The 19,151-nt window shown below is 42.6% G+C and carries 23 protein-coding genes; 1 reads left to right on the top strand and 22 read right to left on the bottom strand.

The genetic code is table 11. From position 1 onward, the window contains the following. Positions 1–67 precede the first annotated feature (67 nt). From M1M80_RS11670 to M1M80_RS11700, 7 genes are all read right to left on the bottom strand, one after another. Positions 68–802, bottom strand: coding sequence for a hypothetical protein (locus M1M80_RS11670; RefSeq protein ID WP_060398909.1), 735 nt, complete (start codon positions 800–802; stop codon positions 68–70). A gap of 21 nt (positions 803–823) precedes the next feature. Beyond that, complete coding sequence (locus M1M80_RS11675) at positions 824–1,027, bottom strand: DUF2768 domain-containing protein (protein ID WP_060398910.1); 204 nt, start codon at positions 1,025–1,027, stop codon at positions 824–826. A gap of 338 nt (positions 1,028–1,365) precedes the next feature. Then, on the bottom strand, positions 1,366–2,403 hold the full coding sequence (locus M1M80_RS11680) for an NAD(P)H-dependent glycerol-3-phosphate dehydrogenase (protein WP_019258762.1): 1,038 nt from the start codon (positions 2,401–2,403) through the stop codon (positions 1,366–1,368). 17 nt (positions 2,404–2,420) lie between these two features. Next, the gene (gene der, locus M1M80_RS11685; protein WP_003225506.1) at positions 2,421–3,731 is read right to left on the bottom strand and encodes a ribosome biogenesis GTPase Der; all 1,311 of its coding nucleotides are present in this window, start codon (positions 3,729–3,731) and stop codon (positions 2,421–2,423) included. Between the two features lie 153 nt (positions 3,732–3,884). Then, the gene (locus M1M80_RS11690) at positions 3,885–4,079 is read right to left on the bottom strand and encodes a capping complex subunit for YIEGIA (protein ID WP_004398137.1); all 195 of its coding nucleotides are present in this window, start codon (positions 4,077–4,079) and stop codon (positions 3,885–3,887) included. Beyond that, on the bottom strand, positions 4,076–4,969 hold the full coding sequence (locus M1M80_RS11695) for a YIEGIA family protein (RefSeq protein WP_060398911.1): 894 nt from the start codon (positions 4,967–4,969) through the stop codon (positions 4,076–4,078). Before M1M80_RS11695 ends, M1M80_RS11690 begins: the two co-directional genes overlap by 4 nt. Then, positions 4,966–5,565: a YphA family membrane protein gene (locus M1M80_RS11700; RefSeq protein ID WP_004398139.1), complete on the bottom strand. Its 600-nt coding sequence runs from the start codon at positions 5,563–5,565 to the stop codon at positions 4,966–4,968. Before M1M80_RS11700 ends, M1M80_RS11695 begins: the two co-directional genes overlap by 4 nt. 77 nt (positions 5,566–5,642) lie before the next feature. Between M1M80_RS11700 and M1M80_RS11705 the strand changes: the two genes are divergently transcribed. After that, entirely contained in the window at positions 5,643–5,774 is a 132-nt protein-coding gene (locus M1M80_RS11705; protein WP_004398140.1) for a YpzI family protein, read from the top strand. A gap of 41 nt (positions 5,775–5,815) precedes the next feature. Here the strand turns inward: M1M80_RS11705 and fni are convergent, their stop codons facing one another. The 15 genes from fni to M1M80_RS11780 form a co-directional block, all read right to left on the bottom strand. Next, entirely contained in the window at positions 5,816–6,865 is a 1,050-nt protein-coding gene (gene fni / locus M1M80_RS11710; RefSeq protein ID WP_004398141.1) for a type 2 isopentenyl-diphosphate Delta-isomerase, read from the bottom strand. A 12-nt stretch (positions 6,866–6,877) separates the two neighbouring features. Then, the gene (gene rpsA, locus M1M80_RS11715; protein WP_003225495.1) at positions 6,878–8,026 is read right to left on the bottom strand and encodes a 30S ribosomal protein S1; all 1,149 of its coding nucleotides are present in this window, start codon (positions 8,024–8,026) and stop codon (positions 6,878–6,880) included. A 233-nt stretch (positions 8,027–8,259) separates the two neighbouring features. Beyond that, complete coding sequence (gene cmk, locus M1M80_RS11720) at positions 8,260–8,934, bottom strand: (d)CMP kinase (RefSeq protein WP_004398144.1); 675 nt, start codon at positions 8,932–8,934, stop codon at positions 8,260–8,262. A 78-nt stretch (positions 8,935–9,012) separates the two neighbouring features. Continuing rightward, positions 9,013–9,189, bottom strand: a complete 177-nt coding sequence (locus tag M1M80_RS11725; protein WP_004398147.1) for a YpfB family protein — start codon at positions 9,187–9,189, stop codon at positions 9,013–9,015. 44 nt (positions 9,190–9,233) lie between these two features. After that, entirely contained in the window at positions 9,234–9,890 is a 657-nt protein-coding gene (locus tag M1M80_RS11730) for a flagellar brake protein (RefSeq protein WP_060400037.1), read from the bottom strand. A gap of 95 nt (positions 9,891–9,985) precedes the next feature. Beyond that, positions 9,986–11,338 (bottom strand): germination protein YpeB, encoded by a 1,353-nt coding sequence (gene ypeB, locus M1M80_RS11735; protein ID WP_060398912.1) that lies wholly within the window; start codon positions 11,336–11,338, stop codon positions 9,986–9,988. 35 nt (positions 11,339–11,373) lie between these two features. Then, complete coding sequence (gene sleB, locus M1M80_RS11740) at positions 11,374–12,285, bottom strand: spore cortex-lytic enzyme (RefSeq protein ID WP_004398152.1); 912 nt, start codon at positions 12,283–12,285, stop codon at positions 11,374–11,376. A 153-nt stretch (positions 12,286–12,438) separates the two neighbouring features. After that, complete coding sequence (gene prsW, locus M1M80_RS11745) at positions 12,439–13,095, bottom strand: glutamic-type intramembrane protease PrsW (protein WP_004398155.1); 657 nt, start codon at positions 13,093–13,095, stop codon at positions 12,439–12,441. Between the two features lie 119 nt (positions 13,096–13,214). Further along, complete coding sequence (locus tag M1M80_RS11750) at positions 13,215–14,189, bottom strand: YpdA family putative bacillithiol disulfide reductase (protein ID WP_004398157.1); 975 nt, start codon at positions 14,187–14,189, stop codon at positions 13,215–13,217. Between the two features lie 109 nt (positions 14,190–14,298). Then, the gene (gene gudB / locus M1M80_RS11755) at positions 14,299–15,573 is read right to left on the bottom strand and encodes an NAD-specific glutamate dehydrogenase (RefSeq protein WP_004398159.1); all 1,275 of its coding nucleotides are present in this window, start codon (positions 15,571–15,573) and stop codon (positions 14,299–14,301) included. Positions 15,574–15,729: 156 nt separating this feature from the next. Then, a complete protein-coding gene (locus M1M80_RS11760) occupies positions 15,730–16,314 on the bottom strand; it encodes a genetic competence negative regulator (RefSeq protein ID WP_060398913.1) in 585 nt (194 codons plus the stop codon). A gap of 158 nt (positions 16,315–16,472) precedes the next feature. Beyond that, positions 16,473–17,252: a metallophosphoesterase gene (locus M1M80_RS11765; protein ID WP_060398914.1), complete on the bottom strand. Its 780-nt coding sequence runs from the start codon at positions 17,250–17,252 to the stop codon at positions 16,473–16,475. 83 nt (positions 17,253–17,335) lie between these two features. After that, positions 17,336–17,779, bottom strand: a complete 444-nt coding sequence (locus M1M80_RS11770) for a YpbF family protein (protein ID WP_004398163.1) — start codon at positions 17,777–17,779, stop codon at positions 17,336–17,338. Positions 17,780–17,842: 63 nt separating this feature from the next. Further along, positions 17,843–18,586: a LysM peptidoglycan-binding domain-containing protein gene (locus tag M1M80_RS11775; RefSeq protein WP_060398915.1), complete on the bottom strand. Its 744-nt coding sequence runs from the start codon at positions 18,584–18,586 to the stop codon at positions 17,843–17,845. After that, positions 18,537–19,139 (bottom strand): CPBP family intramembrane glutamic endopeptidase, encoded by a 603-nt coding sequence (locus M1M80_RS11780; protein ID WP_060398916.1) that lies wholly within the window; start codon positions 19,137–19,139, stop codon positions 18,537–18,539. Before M1M80_RS11780 ends, M1M80_RS11775 begins: the two co-directional genes overlap by 50 nt. Between the last annotated feature and the right edge of the window lie 12 nt (positions 19,140–19,151).

Consider the following 19,151-nt stretch of genomic DNA (forward strand, 5'->3'; position numbering starts at 1 on the left):
TTCCCATCCACAATCTATTAAAGTATAAAAAAACCTTTCTCCCTATTTGTATGCAAGGGAGAAAGGTTCATTCCTTTTTCATATCATTTTCTAAAAAAACAGGTTCCTGTTTGTCATTTACCGTATATTTCACAGAAAACGCGGGGACAAAGGGGGTTTCTTGCCAAATCATATCCTGGATTTCAGAACCGGGTTGAAACGTTTTTTTGCTTTTTTTGAGGCAAGAAGCCAGCTCAGTCCGGTAATCGGCATATATTTCTCCGTCTCCGTCAATCATAAGCGGCAAGGAATCTCCTGAGATTGGGCTTGTCACTGTAAGAGAGCTTCCATCCCCAAGCTTCTTCCCATCGAGTGTAAATAAATCACGTGATAGCACGTCCTTGTAAGGCGGATATTGATGCTCCTGGCGATACATTTGGACGCGCAATTTCACATCGCGGATTTTTTCAGCCATCTTTAGATCAATCAATTTAACAGTCGGATCGTTCTCTACGTCAACAAGCACATATTGATAGTCTCCTCCGCTTTCATATGCCGTGCTTGGAGGTTCGGCTATATATCTCGGGGCTAAACGGTTAAAGTCTATCGGATACTTTTGATATAGCGGTGTCGACATATCTTTTGTTTGAATGGGAAGCAGCCCTCCATTAGCCTTTTGAAATTCATCAACAGCAGACTGAACCTGCTTTAGCTGGTCCTGATAAGGAATGGCATGTACACTGCTTTTCCGCTCATTCGGATATAAACACCCCGATAAAAACACGACTGCCGCAAAAATTATAGCGCACTTCAGTTTACCCATACAGCACTTCCTTTTACAGCTTTATTCATTGACGGGGCCGCTGAATACCACGAAAAACACAATAATTCCAGATATGAGCATACACATGTAAGCAAAAGACGATACCGCAATCTTCAGTAACCGATTTTGAAACTTAAACCGGCTTAAATAGATGGAAGCTACAGCCAGAAACATCAGACCCATGGACCCCAGTGCAAACCACATTTTCATCAATGCCAGACTCAATGACCTGCGCCTCCCCGATATGTATGATGTAAGCGTTATATTTTAATTTTAATATACAGCCCCGGAAAAGATCAACCAGATTTTCCATCCTTTGATAGAACAAAAAAACTGAAGCAAAGAGGGGGACCTTCACTTCAGTCAAATTGACTATATTCACCTGCACGTTTAAGAAACACTCTCTTGGACTTCGATGCTATAGTATGCGACTTGACACACAGATGCATCCTCTATTGCCTAAATCGGCAAAATGTTTCAGGAGATCCCAAGACTTGGGTGTTCTTCTGTTTTTCGAGCTTTCGTTCAATTAAGATATGCGGTCTTCAATACGATTGACACTTTTACTTCACTTGATTTTCAAACGTATTGACCAGATCCTCCATCTCGTGGGTTTTGCCCCTCGCCATTAAAGATTCAACAGCAGTTTCCACTTTTTGTCCGTTAAATAGAACTTGATGGAGTGCTTCTGTAATCGGCATTTTCACATCATATTTCTTCGAAAGCTGGTATGCCGCTTTTGTCGTGCGGACGCCTTCGACTACCATTCCCATCTCTTCGAGTACGTCTTCAAGCTTGTAGCCCTTTCCAAGCAAATTGCCGGCACGCCAGTTTCTGGAATGTACACTTGTGCACGTAACAATCAGATCGCCTACTCCTGTCAATCCGGAAAACGTCAGGGGATTCCCGCCCATTTTCGTTCCGAGTCTCGCGATTTCGGCAAGTCCGCGTGTAATCAAAGCCGCTTTGGCATTGTCGCCATACCCTAAACCGTCTGTAATTCCTGCGGCGAGGGCAATAATATTTTTTAAAGCCCCCCCGATTTCAACTCCGATAATGTCAGGGTTTGTGTACACCCGGAAATTGTGATTAATAAATAAATCCTGCACCTCTTCTGCTGCCCGCATGCTCTTTGAAGATGCAGTAACGGTCGTCGGATGCCGCAGCCCCACTTCTTCCGCATGGCTTGGTCCGGAAAGAACAACAATATCCTTTCTGGCATCGCTCGGGAGCTCAATTTCCATAATCTCAGAAATGCGCAGGAGCGAATCAGGTTCTATGCCTTTGCTGACATGAACAAAGACTGCCTTTTTCGTTATAAAAGGCACAGCCTGTCTCAGCACTTCCCGAATCGCTTTTGTCGGAACCGCAACGATAATGAAATCTGCATCCGAAACAGCTTTCTCGATATCCGTTGTTGCCTCTATTGATTCAGGAAGCTTGACGTTCGGCAAATAATCCTTATTTTCATGGAGATCATTGATTTGATGAATCAGATCTGCACGGTGCCCCCACATGGTTACATTGTGATGATTATCAGCTAACACTAAAGCCAGTGCCGTCCCCCAGCTTCCCGCTCCGAGCATAGTGACTCTTTTCATATTTGCTTCACACCTTTTTATTTTCTAGCTCTTGCAAATATTTTAATTGGTGTCCCTTCAAAACCGAACGCATCTCTGATTCGGTTTTCTAAAAAGCGTTCGTACGAAAAATGCATCAATTCCGGATCGTTTACAAACACAACGAAACTCGGCGGCTTCACCGATACTTGAGTCGCATAATAAATCTTCAAACGAGAACCGTTATGAGTCGGCGTCGGATTCATTGCCACAGCATCCATAATGACATCATTTAAGACATTCGTTTGAACTCGAAGTGAATGGTTTTCGCTCGCTTTAATAATCGCAGGCATCAGCGTATGGATCCGTTTTGTCGTTAAGGCTGACATGAATAGGATTGGCGCATAATCAAGAAATTGAAAATGATCACGGATATTTTCTTCAAATTCTTTCATCGTGCTTTCATCTTTGTCAACAGCATCCCATTTGTTTACGACAATTACGACGGCCTTGCCCGCTTCGTGTGCATAACCGGCGATGCGCTTGTCCTGTTCAATAATGCCTTCTTCGCCATCCAGCACAACCGCAACGACTTCGGAGCGGTCGATTGCTTTCAGCGCGCGCAGCACACTGTACTTTTCAGTCGTTTCATAGACTTTCCCTTTCTTTCGCATACCGGCAGTATCGACAATGACAAACTCCTGCTGGTTGTACGTAAATGCCGTATCAACAGCATCTCTTGTCGTTCCCGCCACGTTGCTCACAATAACGCGCTCTTCGCCGAGCATCGCATTCACAAGTGAGGACTTTCCGACATTCGGGCGCCCGATCAGGCAAAATTGAACAACTTCTTCATCATATTTCGTTTCAGGAATGTTTTTAAAATGCTCTGCAACGGCATCCAGTAAATCACCCAGTCCGAGTCCGTGTGTTCCCGAAATTGGATACGGCTCGCCAAAGCCAAGCGAATAAAAATCATAAATATTCGCTCTCATTTCTGTGTTATCCAGTTTATTAACTGCCAAAACCACAGGCTTTTTCGTGCGGTACAAAATTTTTGCTACTTCTTCATCAGCAGCTGTTACGCCTTCACGGCCATTCACCATAAAAATAATGACGTCCGCTTCATCCATGGCGATTTCAGCCTGCTGGCGAATTTGCGCTAAGAACGGCTCATCACCGATATCAATACCGCCAGTATCAATCAAATTAAAATCATAATTCAGCCATTCAGCCGAGCTGTATATCCGATCCCTTGTCACACCAGGGGTATCTTCTACTATTGAAATTCTTTCTCCCGCAATCCGGTTAAAGATTGTGGATTTTCCTACATTTGGTCTCCCGACAATGGCTACGACAGGTTTACCCATAGTACCCTTCCTTTCGATCCAGCCGCTTTCATTTTTACATAAATTTCCAACCGGTTATTAAAATCATTTCATTCACTTTTATGAAAAGAAACCCTTCAGAGGAAGGGCTTAACTCATTTATTATATCAGTTTTTACTGGGATCACAACTATTCTTAGAAATGTTTCACGATCAAATACACGTCATCCCCAATTCTATGCGCTATTCCATCAAGGATCGCCTCAAGATTTTTAGCGAAAAGCTCCATCTCCTTTTGGTCATTGCAAAAAAAGACAGGCGCTCCCCCCGCAGCCCGGTTTCGGTTAGTCGTGATCACAGACAAAATCACTTTCGTGAGAGATTCGCTCATCCTATCACCTTATCCTGCTTTTTGATAAATTCCGTCGGCATTCTGATCGCGTTTTCCAAGGTTGGAACATTGCTGATGATCTGAACAGCCGTTTCGGGGTGGTTAATTTGCGGCAGAACAAAGACTGCCACTCTCCCGTCATTTAAATCCCGTTTTGCAATGGGCGTCAGAGACGGCTCGCCTGAGTCCCGATAAACCCCGAGCACATTGGAAACATCAAATAAAATCGCCTGGCGCTGCCCTAAGTTGGCAATCGTCGCTGCTGAATTAAAGTTTTTCGGCGTTAAAATAAAGCCCATGCCATGCTTTAAAATCAGCTCCTGTTTCTCCGGAAGCCCGATATTCATCATATAGATATTATCAACAAACAGTCCCGGACCGTCAAAGTGAGGCTTTATGTACTCGATGTCTACAATATCCTTCAATACACTGCCCGACATAAATTTCATTGCCAGCAAAAAACAAACAATAGCCGCTATAATTGCAGCCCAAATGGATAAAAACACATACGCAGAGGTTGTCAAAAGCGCTGTAAAGATCACAATATAATTTCTGCTTTCAAACGCAATGGCAATTCCCTCAATATATGTGCTTCCCCTTGAGACAAGTTCATACGAATCCATTTGCGTCAGCGTGTTCCGCTCCATGTTTCGGACATCTCTAAATTGCGTCGCGGCTAACGTTAAAAATGTGATGGCCGTAAATTCCTCCTGCAAAAGCGCCGGCATAATAATTGCCCCTAAACCAGCCGCGATCAGCCCTAGTGCAATATGAATGACTTTCCCATGAATATAGGTCGGATACTGGCGGTAATCCGTTTTCAGCATATAAAGCCGTGTTGCTACTCCGGCAATGACCCCAGCAATAATCGGATAGATGTAATCACTCATGACATTTTGGTAGCTCCTTTGTTTGATCTTTTGCTTTTTTGACCAATCTGGCTTGCGAGCTGTTCGTATTTGGATATGCCAAACAGCAATATCATGCCAGCAGAACACGCATTCAGCCATTGAAAGCCGCCGACAGCCAATCCCCCAGCCAACTTCTGAATCACAAACGAATACACCAGTTCGCCTTGGCACATCCCTAGGACAAATAAGGTAAGCTGCTTCTCGAAATCCCTTTCAACTGAAGCTGTCAAAAGCACTAATAATATAACGGCAACCCACTCAGGTTTTATGATGAACCAAACCGGATCATATAATGCAAAAAGATAGACAAACGCATACCCGCCAACAAGCGTCAGAAAGACCATGAGATAACGAAAACGATACATTCCCAAATACCCGGCATAGACACACCCGCAGACGAAAAACATCATATAAGCAGCATTCAGGGAAAAATATAAAGTAATGTCATGTATGCTTAGGATTATATTAGTCAAAATAAAGACAGAGACGGCAAATCGTCTTTTCGTCTTTTCAAAAATAAATGTTGTCAGGACCCACAGAAACCACATTGACCAATAGTAATAAAATTGTTCCATATTGCTTCCTCCATACTCCCAGTATGGAACCCAAGCGCTTTTTTTAAACAATCCATCTCACATTAAGGAGCATGATCATGGGAAAAGACAGACAGGAGAAAAAACTCAAAGCTTCTGGCAGAGTCGAATCAGACCGAGACCAGTCCATTCACTATGACGGAGCGACAAGCCTTGAACAAAACGGAAGCTTCAAAAAGCGAAAATCATAAAACAAAAAGCCCAAAACTCATAAGGTTTTGGGCTTTAATATTTATCGCACACTATAGCTGGACGTATCGATCCCTCTCTCTGTAAGCCAATGATGGGTTTCACCTTTGATCACAAGAGGCGCCTTTTGCAAATCAGAAATCGTTCTGGCGCCCAGCACGGTCATAATCATTTTCAATTCCTCAAGGATCAGCTGAATCTCCTCAAGCAGTCCTTCCTCGCCGCTGTCAGTCAGCGCTTTTAAAAAATGTCCTGCCATTCCGGTGCAAGAGGCCCCAAGCGCAATTGCCTTCGCCACATCAAGCGCATCCTGCAGGCCGCCGGACGCAATCATTGTGCTTGCGGGAAACGAAGAGCGGATTTCCGCCAAACTTGCGGCTGTCGAAATGCCCCACGAGTCAAAAAAAGTAATTTGCCGCTGTCTTCGGAGATTTTCGATTTTCGAAAAATTTGTACCCCCGTAACCGCCAATATCAACAGCTGCCGCTCCAGCTTCATACAGCTTCCCTGCTGATTCTTTGCTCATACCGAAGCCGACTTCTTTCACAATGACTGGTACACTGACCTGGCTGCAAATTTGTTCAATGCGGTTCAGAGCGCCGCTAAAGCTTCGGTCTCCTTCAGGCATCACAATTTCCTGAATCACATTTAAGTGAATCTGCAGCGCATCCGCTCCAATCATATCAACTGCTTCCTTTGCATGATCAGCTGTCGCCTCGCTCCCCAGGTTGGCAAAAATCAGCCCGTTTGGGTTTTCCTTTCGAACGATTTCATACGAAACACGCTCTGAGGGATCTTTTAATGCGGACATTTGCGATCCGACAGCAAGAGGTATTCCAGCCTGACGAGCCGCTCGTGCAAGCGATTTATTTATTTCATATGTAAGTTGTCCGCCGCCGCCAGTCATTGCATTGATAAAAATCGGCGAACTGCTTGAAAGTTCGCCGATTTTTGTGGAAATATCTACTTGTTCTAATGCAAGATCGGGCAGACTGACATGAACAAACGTAATATCATCAAGACCCGTTTCCCGCTTTTGGCCGGTGGACAGGGCATGATTGATGTGTTGTCTTTTCCGTTCTGCTCGAGTCACGTTTATCACCAATTATTTTAGTTTATTCAGCTTATCTCCGATCAGATCTCCAAGCTGGAAGCCAGTGCTTGTTTCTTCCTTCGCCTGATATTGACGGTAATCTTCCTGATCGGCTTTAGGCGCTTCTTCAAGTTCACGCATGCTTAATGAAATGCGCTCCTCATTTTCATTCACATCAAGAACCTTCACTTTTACAGTCTGTCCTTCTTCAAGGACTTCATGCGGCGTGCCGATGTGTTTATTAGAAATTTGAGAAATATGAACGAGACCTTCAACACCTGGAAGGATTTCAACAAAGGCACCGAAGCTTACTAGACGCTGCACAGTTCCTTCAAGCACATCACCAGGTTTCACTTTCTCGCCGATTTGGCTCCAAGGTCCAGGCAGTGTATCTTTGATAGATAAAGAAATACGTTCATTATCACGGTCAACCGATAATACTTTCACTTTTACTTCCTGTCCCTCTTCGACAACGTCAGACGGCTTCTCTACATGGGAGTGGGAAAGCTGTGAAATGTGTACAAGTCCGTCGATACCGCCGATATCAACAAACGCGCCAAAGTCAGTCAGGCGCTGTACTTTTCCATCCAGTACACTTCCAACTTCAAGAGACTGAAGAAGTTCTTGTTTTTTATTCGCTTGTTCACTTTCAACAACGGCACGGTGTGAAAGGATCACGCGGTTTTTATCACGGTCAAGCTCTACAACGAGCAGAGACAGTGTTTTCCCTTTATAGTCAGTAAAATCTTCAACGAAATGCGCTTCAACAAGTGATGCCGGGATAAAACCTCGAACGCCGATATCAACGACAAGGCCGCCTTTTACGACATCTTTTACTTCAGCTTCAAACACTTCTTTTGTTTCAAATTTTTTCTCAAGGTCTTCCCAAGCGCGGTCTGCATCAACAGCACGTTTAGATAAAATCAAAGCATCGTCTTCCACTTTTGTTACTTTCAGGTCAAGCTCGTCGTCTACTTTTACAACATCCGATGCTTTCTCTACATGAAGACTTGATAATTCACTGATTGGAATAATGCCGGACTGTTTGACATTAATAATTTCTACATCCACATGCTTGTCCTCTACCTTTGTCACAATCCCTTTAACTACATCTCCAACCTCTGGCACTTGAACATCAATTTGATTCATTTCCTCTGTCATTTGAATAACCTCCTTGGTCCAAACCTACACAGCTTAATTAAAACGGTTTGAAAGCTGAACATATAAACATGCCCGCTTTTAGCCGAATATGTATTAAAGAATCATCCAAAAAAGTTTTTTGAATGATCAATAAAAAGTTTTATTAGTATTAACTTCTAATAAAAGGACATGTTTGTCAAGCAATAACATTCTTTCTTCGTTGAAAAATTCAAAAAAAGTGGCATTCGCCTTAATCAGCGGGACTTTTGCTCCACTGCCTCAAGGATTTTATCAGCTACTTCCTGAATAGAAAGAGATGTCGTGTCGATTTCAAGAGCGTCTTCTGCTTTGCGCAGGGGAGATACTTCGCGCTCTGAATCAAGCTTGTCTCTTCTTGCAATTTCCTCAATTAATGTTTCGTAGTTGACATCGAAGCCTTTTTTCACATTTTCTTCATAACGGCGTTTTGCTCTCTCTTCAACAGATGCCAAAAGAAAAATCTTCACTTCTGCATTCGGCAGCACGTGAGTCCCGATATCACGTCCATCCATGACGACGCCGCCTTTTTCCCCAAGCTGCTGCTGGCGCTTCACCATTTCTTCTCTGACGCTTCTATGCTTGGCCGCAATTGAAACTTGGTTGCTGACTTCATCTGTTCTGATCGCCTCGGTTACATCGGTGCCGTTAACGAGTACTTTTTGTCCTTCTTTTGTTGTAATCAGTTCAATGTTTGTCCGCTTTAGCAGCTCAGCCAGTTTTTCTTCATCTGTCAGATCAACGTTTTCCTGTAAAGCCGCGTACGTTATCGCCCGATACATCGCTCCTGTATCAATATATATGTACGATTTTTTCTCAGCCACAATTTTGGCAACGGTGCTTTTCCCCGCAGCTGCTGGGCCGTCGATTGCAATCGATAATTTCTTTTCCATAATTCCTCTCCTTGCTCTTTTCTCCTCTATGGATTGTATCACGAACTTTATGAAAAAGGGTGAAAAATTGATGAATAATTAATGTTTGAAGGTTTCAATCTTATTGTCCCCCTCCATGTTATCCACCCCTTCATATTGAATCACTTTTGATACATAAGGTTCAATATGCTGATAGTGAAAAAGAAATTGGACACTAAGTAAAATGATGGCCTGAATAAACAATATTTTAATTAGCAGCCGTTCAAATGTTTTCATCGGAGCACCTCCATCACAAATAGTATGGAAGTGTTTGCCGATGTTTATTCCATCCGGGCCTTTCTTCTCTTATTTAACTGGCGCCGGATGCAATATTGAAGCAGGAACTGCTGGTCACTTGCTGCGATTCCCGTATACTCAATGGTCATTTTACGTTTCCTGGATTTTGGATCATCAAAGATTCGTCTGACAACGGCTGCTGTTTCTATTTGACGTGTGTTCTCCTCTTCAGAAAGACTGATGATAAGGCGCAATGATTCTCCGGATTGAAAAGAACGGCCATCAGCTAAAATCACGGCGATGCCGCCTGCACTGATGTTATAGGAAAGTGTGTGGAACCCTTCTTTTTCATCTGCCGGCTTAATTTGCACATCCAATACCGCATCAGACCTTACATACTGGCGGCGCTGGATTCGTTTCATTTTTTCACGGGGAGGCACTTCAAGACAGATCATTTGAAGTTTGTCCTTCACTTTACCTTTTATGCGGCTTGTAAAGCGGTAAGGAACTTCGTCTTTGCCCACAAACTCTACCATTACTTCCATATCGTTATGTAAAATCACAGTTCGCCCTGTAACTACATCAACAGGGTACGCAATCAAAAGCTCATTGTTTTCGATGCTTACTGCCTTGCTCTTTGCCTTTTTCAATTCATTTTCTTCTATATATTCTAAATGTACATTTTCCCCAATCTCTATCATCATTGACTTCACTCTTTCGTATTCAAATATACTCACTTTTTATTAAAGCATGTAATGAAAAAAAGGAAAAGACATTTAGTCCTTTCCTCCTGTTTTTATAGGTCTTTATATATAGGTTCGGCATTTTTTAGTTTTTCAACCTTTTCTTCCGATCCGTCTTTAGCATTAATATACATCCTGAATGTGTCGTTTTCAATGGTTCCGAGCATTTCATAGCACAACACTTCTTGCCCAACTTCATTTGTAATCAAAGCGAGCCTTGTTTCCCTCACTTGTACATTTTTATTTAATTTGGATTTTGCTTCTTCTTCAGTAATGGCTGGCTTAGCTATGTTTCTTTTTCTGTGGGATGTTAGGAAGTCTCTTGCTGAAAAGCCGACAACCTCACCGTCATCCAAAGCCACTTTCATGCGAATCGCTTCTGGGTACATCCGGACTTTATTTTCAACAGGAACATATGAAAATACGCCGATTTTATCATATTGGGCACTTTCATCAATTTCCAAATCATCTGTTTCAAATCCGTTTTTCTTTAAAAAGGCGAGCGCGCGGTTCGATCCGTCATTCAAACTGATTTTCTGATTTTTCACTTCTCTGTTTTGGATCAAATATACCGGATGCCCGCCCTTTTTCGTAATATCCATATAAATCGCTGCTTTATGGTCTGGGTCTTTCATGCTGATGCTATATACGTCGCGATTTGTTTTTTTTCCGCTCTTTACCACTTTAATTGAATAATTATCATCGGGGGCAAATCGCTCAGCAATTTGTTTTGCTTCCTGTTCGGAAATTTCTTTTCCTTTCAGATGGCCAAAGCCTTTCTCTTCTTTTTTTGTGCTTGTGAAACTCGGGCCTAGATCAGTTCCAGTGGAAAATGCACCGACATTTTTTTCGACAGTTTTAAAGCTGTTGATAATCGTATTATCACTTTGTTTTTCGTCAGAAGCCAGCGCCATCTCTACGTCCATCCAGCGAAGGTTTTTGCTCATGACAAGATGCTGAACATGGCGCAGTTCATTTTGTATATCTTCGGATTGCTGATATAGCTTATTTAGTGATGTATACTCTTTTTTATCAAGCGGCTTTTGGTCCAAATCTCTGACTGACGTTTTATAACTGAAATCGCCGATCTTTGATAATAGCTCTTCTGTTTTGTTAAACGGCATTAATGTAAGCGGCAGCTGACTGACACTGTTATGAGCTTCAGATGTAATCCTCCACACATCTACCAATGCAGGTGATAGTGATTTTTGGCTGTTCATGGCAAGTGTTGTTCCGATTTTATCATGAAGCTGATCCATCTGATAGGTAAGTTCATGAAACGCCCGCTGATAGTTATTTTCAGCATGAAGAAGAACTGCGTCTTTTTCCTGGTGCTCTTTGTATCCCCAGTAGCTTGTACCGACAATTGCAATACCGAGCACGGCGATTAAAATTCCTCTGATCATTTATCACACCTCTTTTTATGCTTTCTCATGTCCTGCTACTCACAGAAAATGTGTTTACCGATTCTTTTAATCTGCGGACGCCCCCAAATCCACGGACTTGTAGCTGTATCCGGGTTAAAGTAGTACAGTGCTTCCTCTGATGGGTCCCAGCCATTGATGGCATCCAATACTGCTTCTCGGGCCGTTTCATTAGGCTGCATGTAAATTTGCCCGTCGGCTACTGCTGTGAAGGCAAGCGGCTCAAAAATAACCCCGGCCACAGAATTCGGAAATAACGGGCTGTTCAATCGGTTCAAAATGACTGCTGCAATGGCAACCTGCCCCTCGTACGGCTCGCCCCGGGCTTCGCCATAAACTGCCTGAGAAAGCAGCCTGATATCATTGTTGGAAAATCCGCCAGGCATGTTGGCAGCGACCGCATCCTGTTTTCTTGCTTTTGCAGGTGTATTGTTTTGCTGTTTATTCGCTTTAGGCTGCTGCGTTGTTTTTTCCGCAGGCTGTTTCTGCCGCGCCTCTGCTTGCTGTCTTGCTTTTTGTGTTGCTGCTTTTGATGGTTTCGTCTGGTATTTCAGCGGAATTTTTCCGTAATGCGTGAATGTATTCCCTTTTTGAAGCTGCTGCATGACATATTCACGATAGTATTTAGATTTAGATATTAGGGTTTGCTTTGTTTTAGCTCCGACTAGGCCGTCAACCTCTTTTAACCCGAATTGATCCTGAAAATTTCGAACTGCCCAGTACGTTCCCCATCCATAAACCCCGTCAATTTTTCCGTTATAGTATCCATTGTATTGAAGGCGCGCCTGGAGTTCGACCACATCGTCTCCTGTTGCCCCTCTTTGAATGACCTGATTCGAAAAGGCAGCGATGGTTTCAGTATTGATAAACGTCGTTATTGTAAAGGAAAAAAGGATGAGACATGCCATAATCGATCCTTTGGACTTCATCTTTTTCAAGCCTCCTACAGCAAATTTTTAAGTGTAATCGTATTTTCTGTAACGAGGTTATTTTTATACACTCTTTCCTTGTTATCCCTCAAAACATAAAATCTCATTTGATAAATCGGCACATAAAAAAGCCGCACGGTTTCTGTGCGGCTTCTATATTTGCATCATATTGACGGAACGGGCTTTTTTCGCTTTGCGTAAACCAAACCACCATAAAAATAACATAAATGGAAGCATATAATAAATCCAATTGCTGAGTGCTGTGAGGATAAAATCATACGATCCATGCAAAAGTGACGGGACTGCTAAAGAAAGAATAAGCCACTTCACACGCGTCTTATCAGCGGAAAAACGGGCTTTCCCAAGGTAAAATCCCATAATAACGCCTATCAAGGCATGGCATGAAACGGGCAGCAGCGCCCTGACGAACGCATGCTCCACGCCGTGACCGATTAAGTATAGAATATTTTCGAGGGTTGCAAAACCGAGCGATACACTGGCCCCGTACACAATCCCGTCATAATGCTCATCAAAGTGGGCATGCGGGTAAACACTGACCATCAAAATAAACCATTTTAATGATTCCTCCAAAAACCCCGAAGATAAAAAAGAAACGAAAAAGCTTCCGCCTCCCACATTCTCTTTTTCAAGCACGTACTGGATAAACATCGTGGGAAATACAAGAACAACCCCTAGAAAAAACGACCGAAGCACCATATGTACAGGTTCATTATCATACTGATCTTTTAAATAAAAATAACTTAACAGCGCGATGCCAGGGGCAATTCCTGCAGAGATGATTGCAAACATCAGGCAACCTCTTTCCTTTATATTCCTAAGTCTATCCTACCATGTTGTTTATGATTTTACATCTGTCTACACTTAAAAAAACAAAAAGAGCATACGAATTCATCATATGCTCCCTTTCTTTAATGATTTTCTCTTTTTGCGATTTCCTCTGCGATATGTCCTCCATGAAACCTGCCGTTTTCAATAAATATTTCATTTGCATTGTTCCCCGCAGCAATAACCCCGGCAATAAAAATACCTTCAACGTTTGTTTCCATCGTTTCTTCATTGAAAAACGGACGTCCTGTTTCTTTATCAATTTCAACACCCATTTTTTCAAGGAATTGATGGTCGGGATGATAGCCTGTCATGGCAAATACAAAATCATTTTTAATGGTGATGATTTCCTTCTCGCCGGAGCGGAATACAACTTCATCCTCGGTGATTTTTTCTACACAAGCGCCAAATTCCATACGGATTGTTCCGTTTCTGACTAGCGATTCAAACTCAGGCAGAATCCAAGGCTTAATGCTTGGCGAATACTCATTGCCCCTGTATAAAACTGTGACACGCGCTCCAGATTTCACGAGTTCAAGCGCAGCGTCTACACTTGAGTTTTTCCCGCCGATGACGACGACATCTTTGTCAAAGTACGGATGGCCTTCTTTAAAATAATGGAATACTTTCGGCAAATCCTCACCGGGTACGTTCATATAGTTTGGATGATCATAATAGCCTGTTGCAATAATACAATATGGCGTCGTGTAAGTTCCTTTTGACGTCTCTATAACGAATGTATTGTTTTCTGCCTTCGTCACTTTATGAACCATTTCAAACGCATTTACACGGATGTTTTTCCGCTTGACCACTTCCCGGTAATACGACAAAGCCTGAATTCTGACAGGCTTTCTGTTTTCCGTAATAAATGCCACGTCTCCGATTTCAAGCTTTTCACTTGAGCTGAAAAAGGTTTGATGCGTCGGGTAATTGTAAATGCTGTTAACGACATTGCCTTTTTCGATGACGAGGGCATCAATGCCAATTTGTTTTAGGTGAATGGCAGCAGATAATCCGCAAGGTCCTCCGCCTATAATTATTGCTTTTTCTTGAATCATTTCCGTCAACTCCTGCGATTGGCATTTCACTTCATATTTTTCTATTTCCGAATAAAAAAATCTCCTATTTTATCATAGGAGATTTTTTATTTTTATGCAAATCATCAACTTATATCCAGCCTCTAAAACGCGAAGCTTCAGCCATTTTGCGAACGCCGACCATATAAGCAGCGAGTCTCATGTCAATTCTTCGGTTTTTAGCCATTTCATAAATATTGTTAAATGATTTGACCATCATTTTTTCTAATTTTTCTTCTACTTCTTCTTCACTCCAGTAGAAGCCTTGATTATTCTGAACCCACTCAAAATAAGAAACCGTTACGCCGCCGGCACTTGCCAGCACATCTGGTACAAGCAGAATGTCCCGGTCTGAAAGAATTTTTGTTCCTTCAAGCGTCGTTGGCCCGTTTGCCGCTTCAACGACAATTTCAGCCCGGATATTATGGGCATTTTCTTCTGTAATTTGATTTTCAATCGCAGCAGGAACGAGGATATCACAATCCAGCTCCAGCAGCTCTTGGTTCGTAATGGTATCATTGAAAAGCTTTGTTACGGTACCGAAGCTGTCGCGGCGGTCGAGTAAGTAATCGATATCGAGTCCTTCTGGATCGTAAAGTCCGCCATATGCATCTGAGATGCCGACAACCTTTGCCCCTGCATCGTGCATAAATTTCGACAAATAGCTTCCCGCGTTTCCGAAGCCTTGGACAACGACACGCGCACCTTTAATATCGATGCCTTTTTTCTTAGCCGCTTCTTTAATACAGATGGTTACACCCTTTGCTGTCGCAGATTCTCTCCCGTGAGATCCGCCAAGCACAAGCGGCTTGCCTGTAATAAATCCAGGCGAATTAAATTCATCAATTCTTGAATACTCATCCATCATCCAAGCCATGATTTGTGAGTTTGTAAATACATCCGGCGCCGGCACGTCTTTCGTCGGGCCGACAATTTGGCTGATTGCTCTGACATACCCTCTGCTCAGACGCTCCAGCTCTCTAAACGACATATCCCTTGGATCACAAACAATTCCGCCTTTACCACCGCCATATGGAAGATCAATTATGCCGCATTTTAAACTCATCCAAATAGAAAGCGCCTTCACCTCTTTTTCTGTTACGTTCGGGTGAAAACGTATCCCGCCTTTCGTCGGACCGACAGAGTCATTGTGCTGCGCACGATAACCTGTGAAAATTTTTACTGAACCGTCGTCCATACGAACAGGTATTTTTACCGTTAATAATCTCATCGGCTCCTTTAACAGTTCGTACACTTCTTCAGGATATCCCAATTTCTCCAGAGCCTTATGTATTACGGTTTGGGTTGATTTTAATACATCAAGTTTGTCCTCTTCTGTATGACCGGTGTTTCGATCGGCTGCCATTTGAGTTAACCTCCTAGAATCTTCTGTTTCTCACATGCTCCCTTTCAGAGAATAGTATACACCTTCATATGATCTGTGCATAGAATAAACGTTATGTTTTTCCATGTTTTTTAACGAAAAAAAACTGCTGTGAAATCAGCAGTTTTTCGTGCGTTCTTATGAAAAATGAGTCTGTATCGTCTCGACGGCATTACCGTCCATAATGATTTTACCATACTCTTGCAAGCGATAAATCGTTAAAGTTGTCGGATTGCCGTATTCAGCCAGAACCGCCACAACCCCCTCAGCCGTATGTGCTCCCAGGTCTTCAAGGCTTAAAAAGTACTGTCCGTCATAGTGGTAGACAGTTCCCCCTGTGATACCGATTCGCTGTAAGCTTTCTGAAAGCTGAATGATATCTTCGAAGGAATGGAATTGATAAATGATGTCCGCGCTTTCATCAAGCTTGACTTGCATTTCGATGTAATCATCATCATACTCATCGTCTTCTGAATCGGCGTCTTGGTTCTTTGTTACGATCACTACCATCCCTTGTGCTTGGAGAGAATACACTTCCACTGCAATCGGTCCATTCGCTTCAAAGCCGAGCTCTGTATTAGCTTCATTCATCATATCTTTAAATAACTGGTGGACTTTAAATGAGTCCTTCCAGAGGTCTTCTTTTGTCAATCCCCGGTCTGTCAAATCATCGAGGGTTAAAAAGATTTTGATCTTATTATAATTCAGACGCTCAAGCCGCATAACGTTCCCTCCTGCCTCTACTTGCACACAAATCATATAACACATTATATGAGATGATGAGTCATAGGTTCTTAATTGTTATCAGTTTACACTGAGTTCACTAGTAAGACAAGCACAATGCAGTTTTTATTGCCTTATGGATTTTTGCTTTTGAGAAGTTATTCTGGCGCGCAAAGAGTCACAATGTGCGTTTCCGGCTCAGCACCTAAACGAAGAGGCACTTTTGTTGTGCCATATCCATTGCTGATCAGGTACGCCGCATTTTTAATCATGCCTGTTTTTCCAAGTTCATACGGGCCGAATTTTCCAAACCTGATCTGACCGCCATGGGTATGTCCGCTGAATATCGCATCAATACCATCAGCTTCATTGATTTGTTCATGGATCTCCGGGTTATGGCAAACCAGAATATTCAGCTGGCTTTTATCGAGTTCTTTAATGGCTTCCTCATAATGATCCATCTCCATCCTGATATCATCAACTCCGGCAATGCCTATCGTATGGCCGTTGTACGAAAACGGAACTGACTCATTCCTCAGAGTGATGACACCATGCACTTTGAATATAGAATACAGTTCATGCTGCCTGACTTCATAATCATTATTCCCCCACACAAATACGACAGGGACCCCGATAGCCGCGAGCCTTTTGATGTTTTCCTCGATTCTCGTACTAGACACTCCGCCCTCAGCTAAATCACCGCCGATGATAACAAGGTGAGGGGCATGGCTTCGCGCTTTTTCTAAAAGATCTTGATCGATGAGACGCTTGTGAATGTCTGAAATAAAAAAGATTGTAAGAGGCGGCTTGCCCTTCATTTTTGATAAAGGAAATGTATGTGTTTTCAGATGGTTGCCTTTTGCTGTTGAGTACATTTTTGCCGTCATTGCCGCTGCCGCCACAGTTAGCACACCGGCAATTTTCACTGATAGCTTCATAAAAACTCTCCATTCTTTTAGAACTTATCAATAAGACGGACAATAAAAAAAGACGTTTCTATCGTTTGAGAAAACGCCCCATTTTATTTACTTTCAAAATATAGATTTATGTCATATTTGTGCTTCATCATTTGAAAGACAGACTCTCTCGCCTTCCATTTATCCGGCTGCGGCCAAAGGTCAGTGCTTTTCTGGATAATTTCGCATCTCAGTTTATGGAAATCACCCTCAGCTTTTTCTTCCTTTTTCTTAAAATAATATGAAGTGCAGTATGCAAAAGCGGTTGCCATCATCCAAAATAAATAAAAAGTATGGCTAAGCATTTCTTGAAGAACGAGCTGAGGCGCCGGGCTTTTGATCATGATCATCAGACATAATAAACCCAGGCAAATGAGTGAAGTCCATCGCCACCTGCGGCACTGTGCTGCATAATTTTCAAATTTTCGTTTTCGTTTCACCAGTGCTTGGAGCATCTGTTTGGTCGGCGCGTCTGTAAACTGATCCAGCTGATTCCATAAAGATTCCATACGCTTCACACCTTGTCCATTTTCATTGCTACAATATATGTGCGTAAAATAAAAAAATGCCCTTTAATCCACCAAGGGGATGTCCAATACTTGTCCGGTGTAGACATCATTTCCATTTAGATGGTTATACGCGCGAATTTTTTCTTCTCCTGACCTGCTTTTATAATACTTCATGGAAATGCGGTACAGCGTTTCTTTCTTCTGGACGGTGTGCTTGACAACGCGTTTCGGCTCGGGTTGAACTGGTTCAGCCGGCTGTTGTTCTTGCCGGGCTGCTGTTTGTTGGGAAGAGGAAGCAGCCGCGGCGGTTGCTTCCTCCTTATTTGCTGAGTCTTCTTTTTCCGCTACAGCAGGCTGTTTCTGATCAGTTGTTGTTTTTGCCGGCTCTTTTACCTTTGTATCCTCAGACTTTTTTTTTGACTCTTGCTGCAGTGCAGCCTCTTTGGTCACTTTGGTGTCTTCGTTATCCTTTTTTTCCTCTGATTTCGGCACAATCTCATATTTGCTTTGGCTGCTGTCGATAAAAACATCTTCATAATCATCATGATTATCCGGGTGGCTTTTGAGATAAAATAAGGTCACTAAAACGATAACCGGCACAAATACAAATAATACAGCGAGTACAGTGAATAATGGCGTTTTTGTTTTGCCTTGCTTTTTTTTCTGTTCTTTTTGATTTTTTACAGATTGTCTTGTCGGAAGGCTTTCTCCATCATCATCGACATAATCGTCCGCCAATGCGGCGGCGTTTTGATCTTCATAAAGATTCTGGGCTTTTCTTCTCTCTACTCTCGACATGTTCGTCATGTATATCCCTCCTCACATGTTCAAAACGAATCTGACAGGCAAACACGGCATCAATGATAAAATGTGCCGTCACCGGAACAAATAAGTTACCGGTCCATTCATATATCAGACCGAGCAAAAAGCTGATTGCTGTCACCATGATAAATAACAGCCATTTTGACAAATATCGAAAGTGCAGAACGGCAAATACAATGCTGGCCGCCCATAAACCGATATGAGTCTGAAGCACTCCTCTGAATAACATTTCTTCCGCGAAAGCAATCAGAAGCGTTAAAAATATAATATGAGGGATTGACCTCTTACTGAATATTTTTTTATTGATTCCGCCGTCATCATATAAATGAGGCGGACACCATTTCATTACTGCCATATCGGCTAAAATAACAATAACCGCAACAGAAACACCATACCATATGATTCGCATATCGCGAATATTCCAGAGCTTTAGTACGTCCCTTGCATCCTCAAAGAAGAACAATCCCGCTCCTGCTGCGACGATGATGATCAAAAGCTGCGTCAAATATAACTGCTTCAGCATATCACGGTCAGACATATACTGAATGAA

It is taken from the genome of Bacillus inaquosorum, assembly GCF_023238325.1.
GTDB classification, from domain to species: Bacteria; Bacillota; Bacilli; order Bacillales; family Bacillaceae; genus Bacillus; species Bacillus inaquosorum.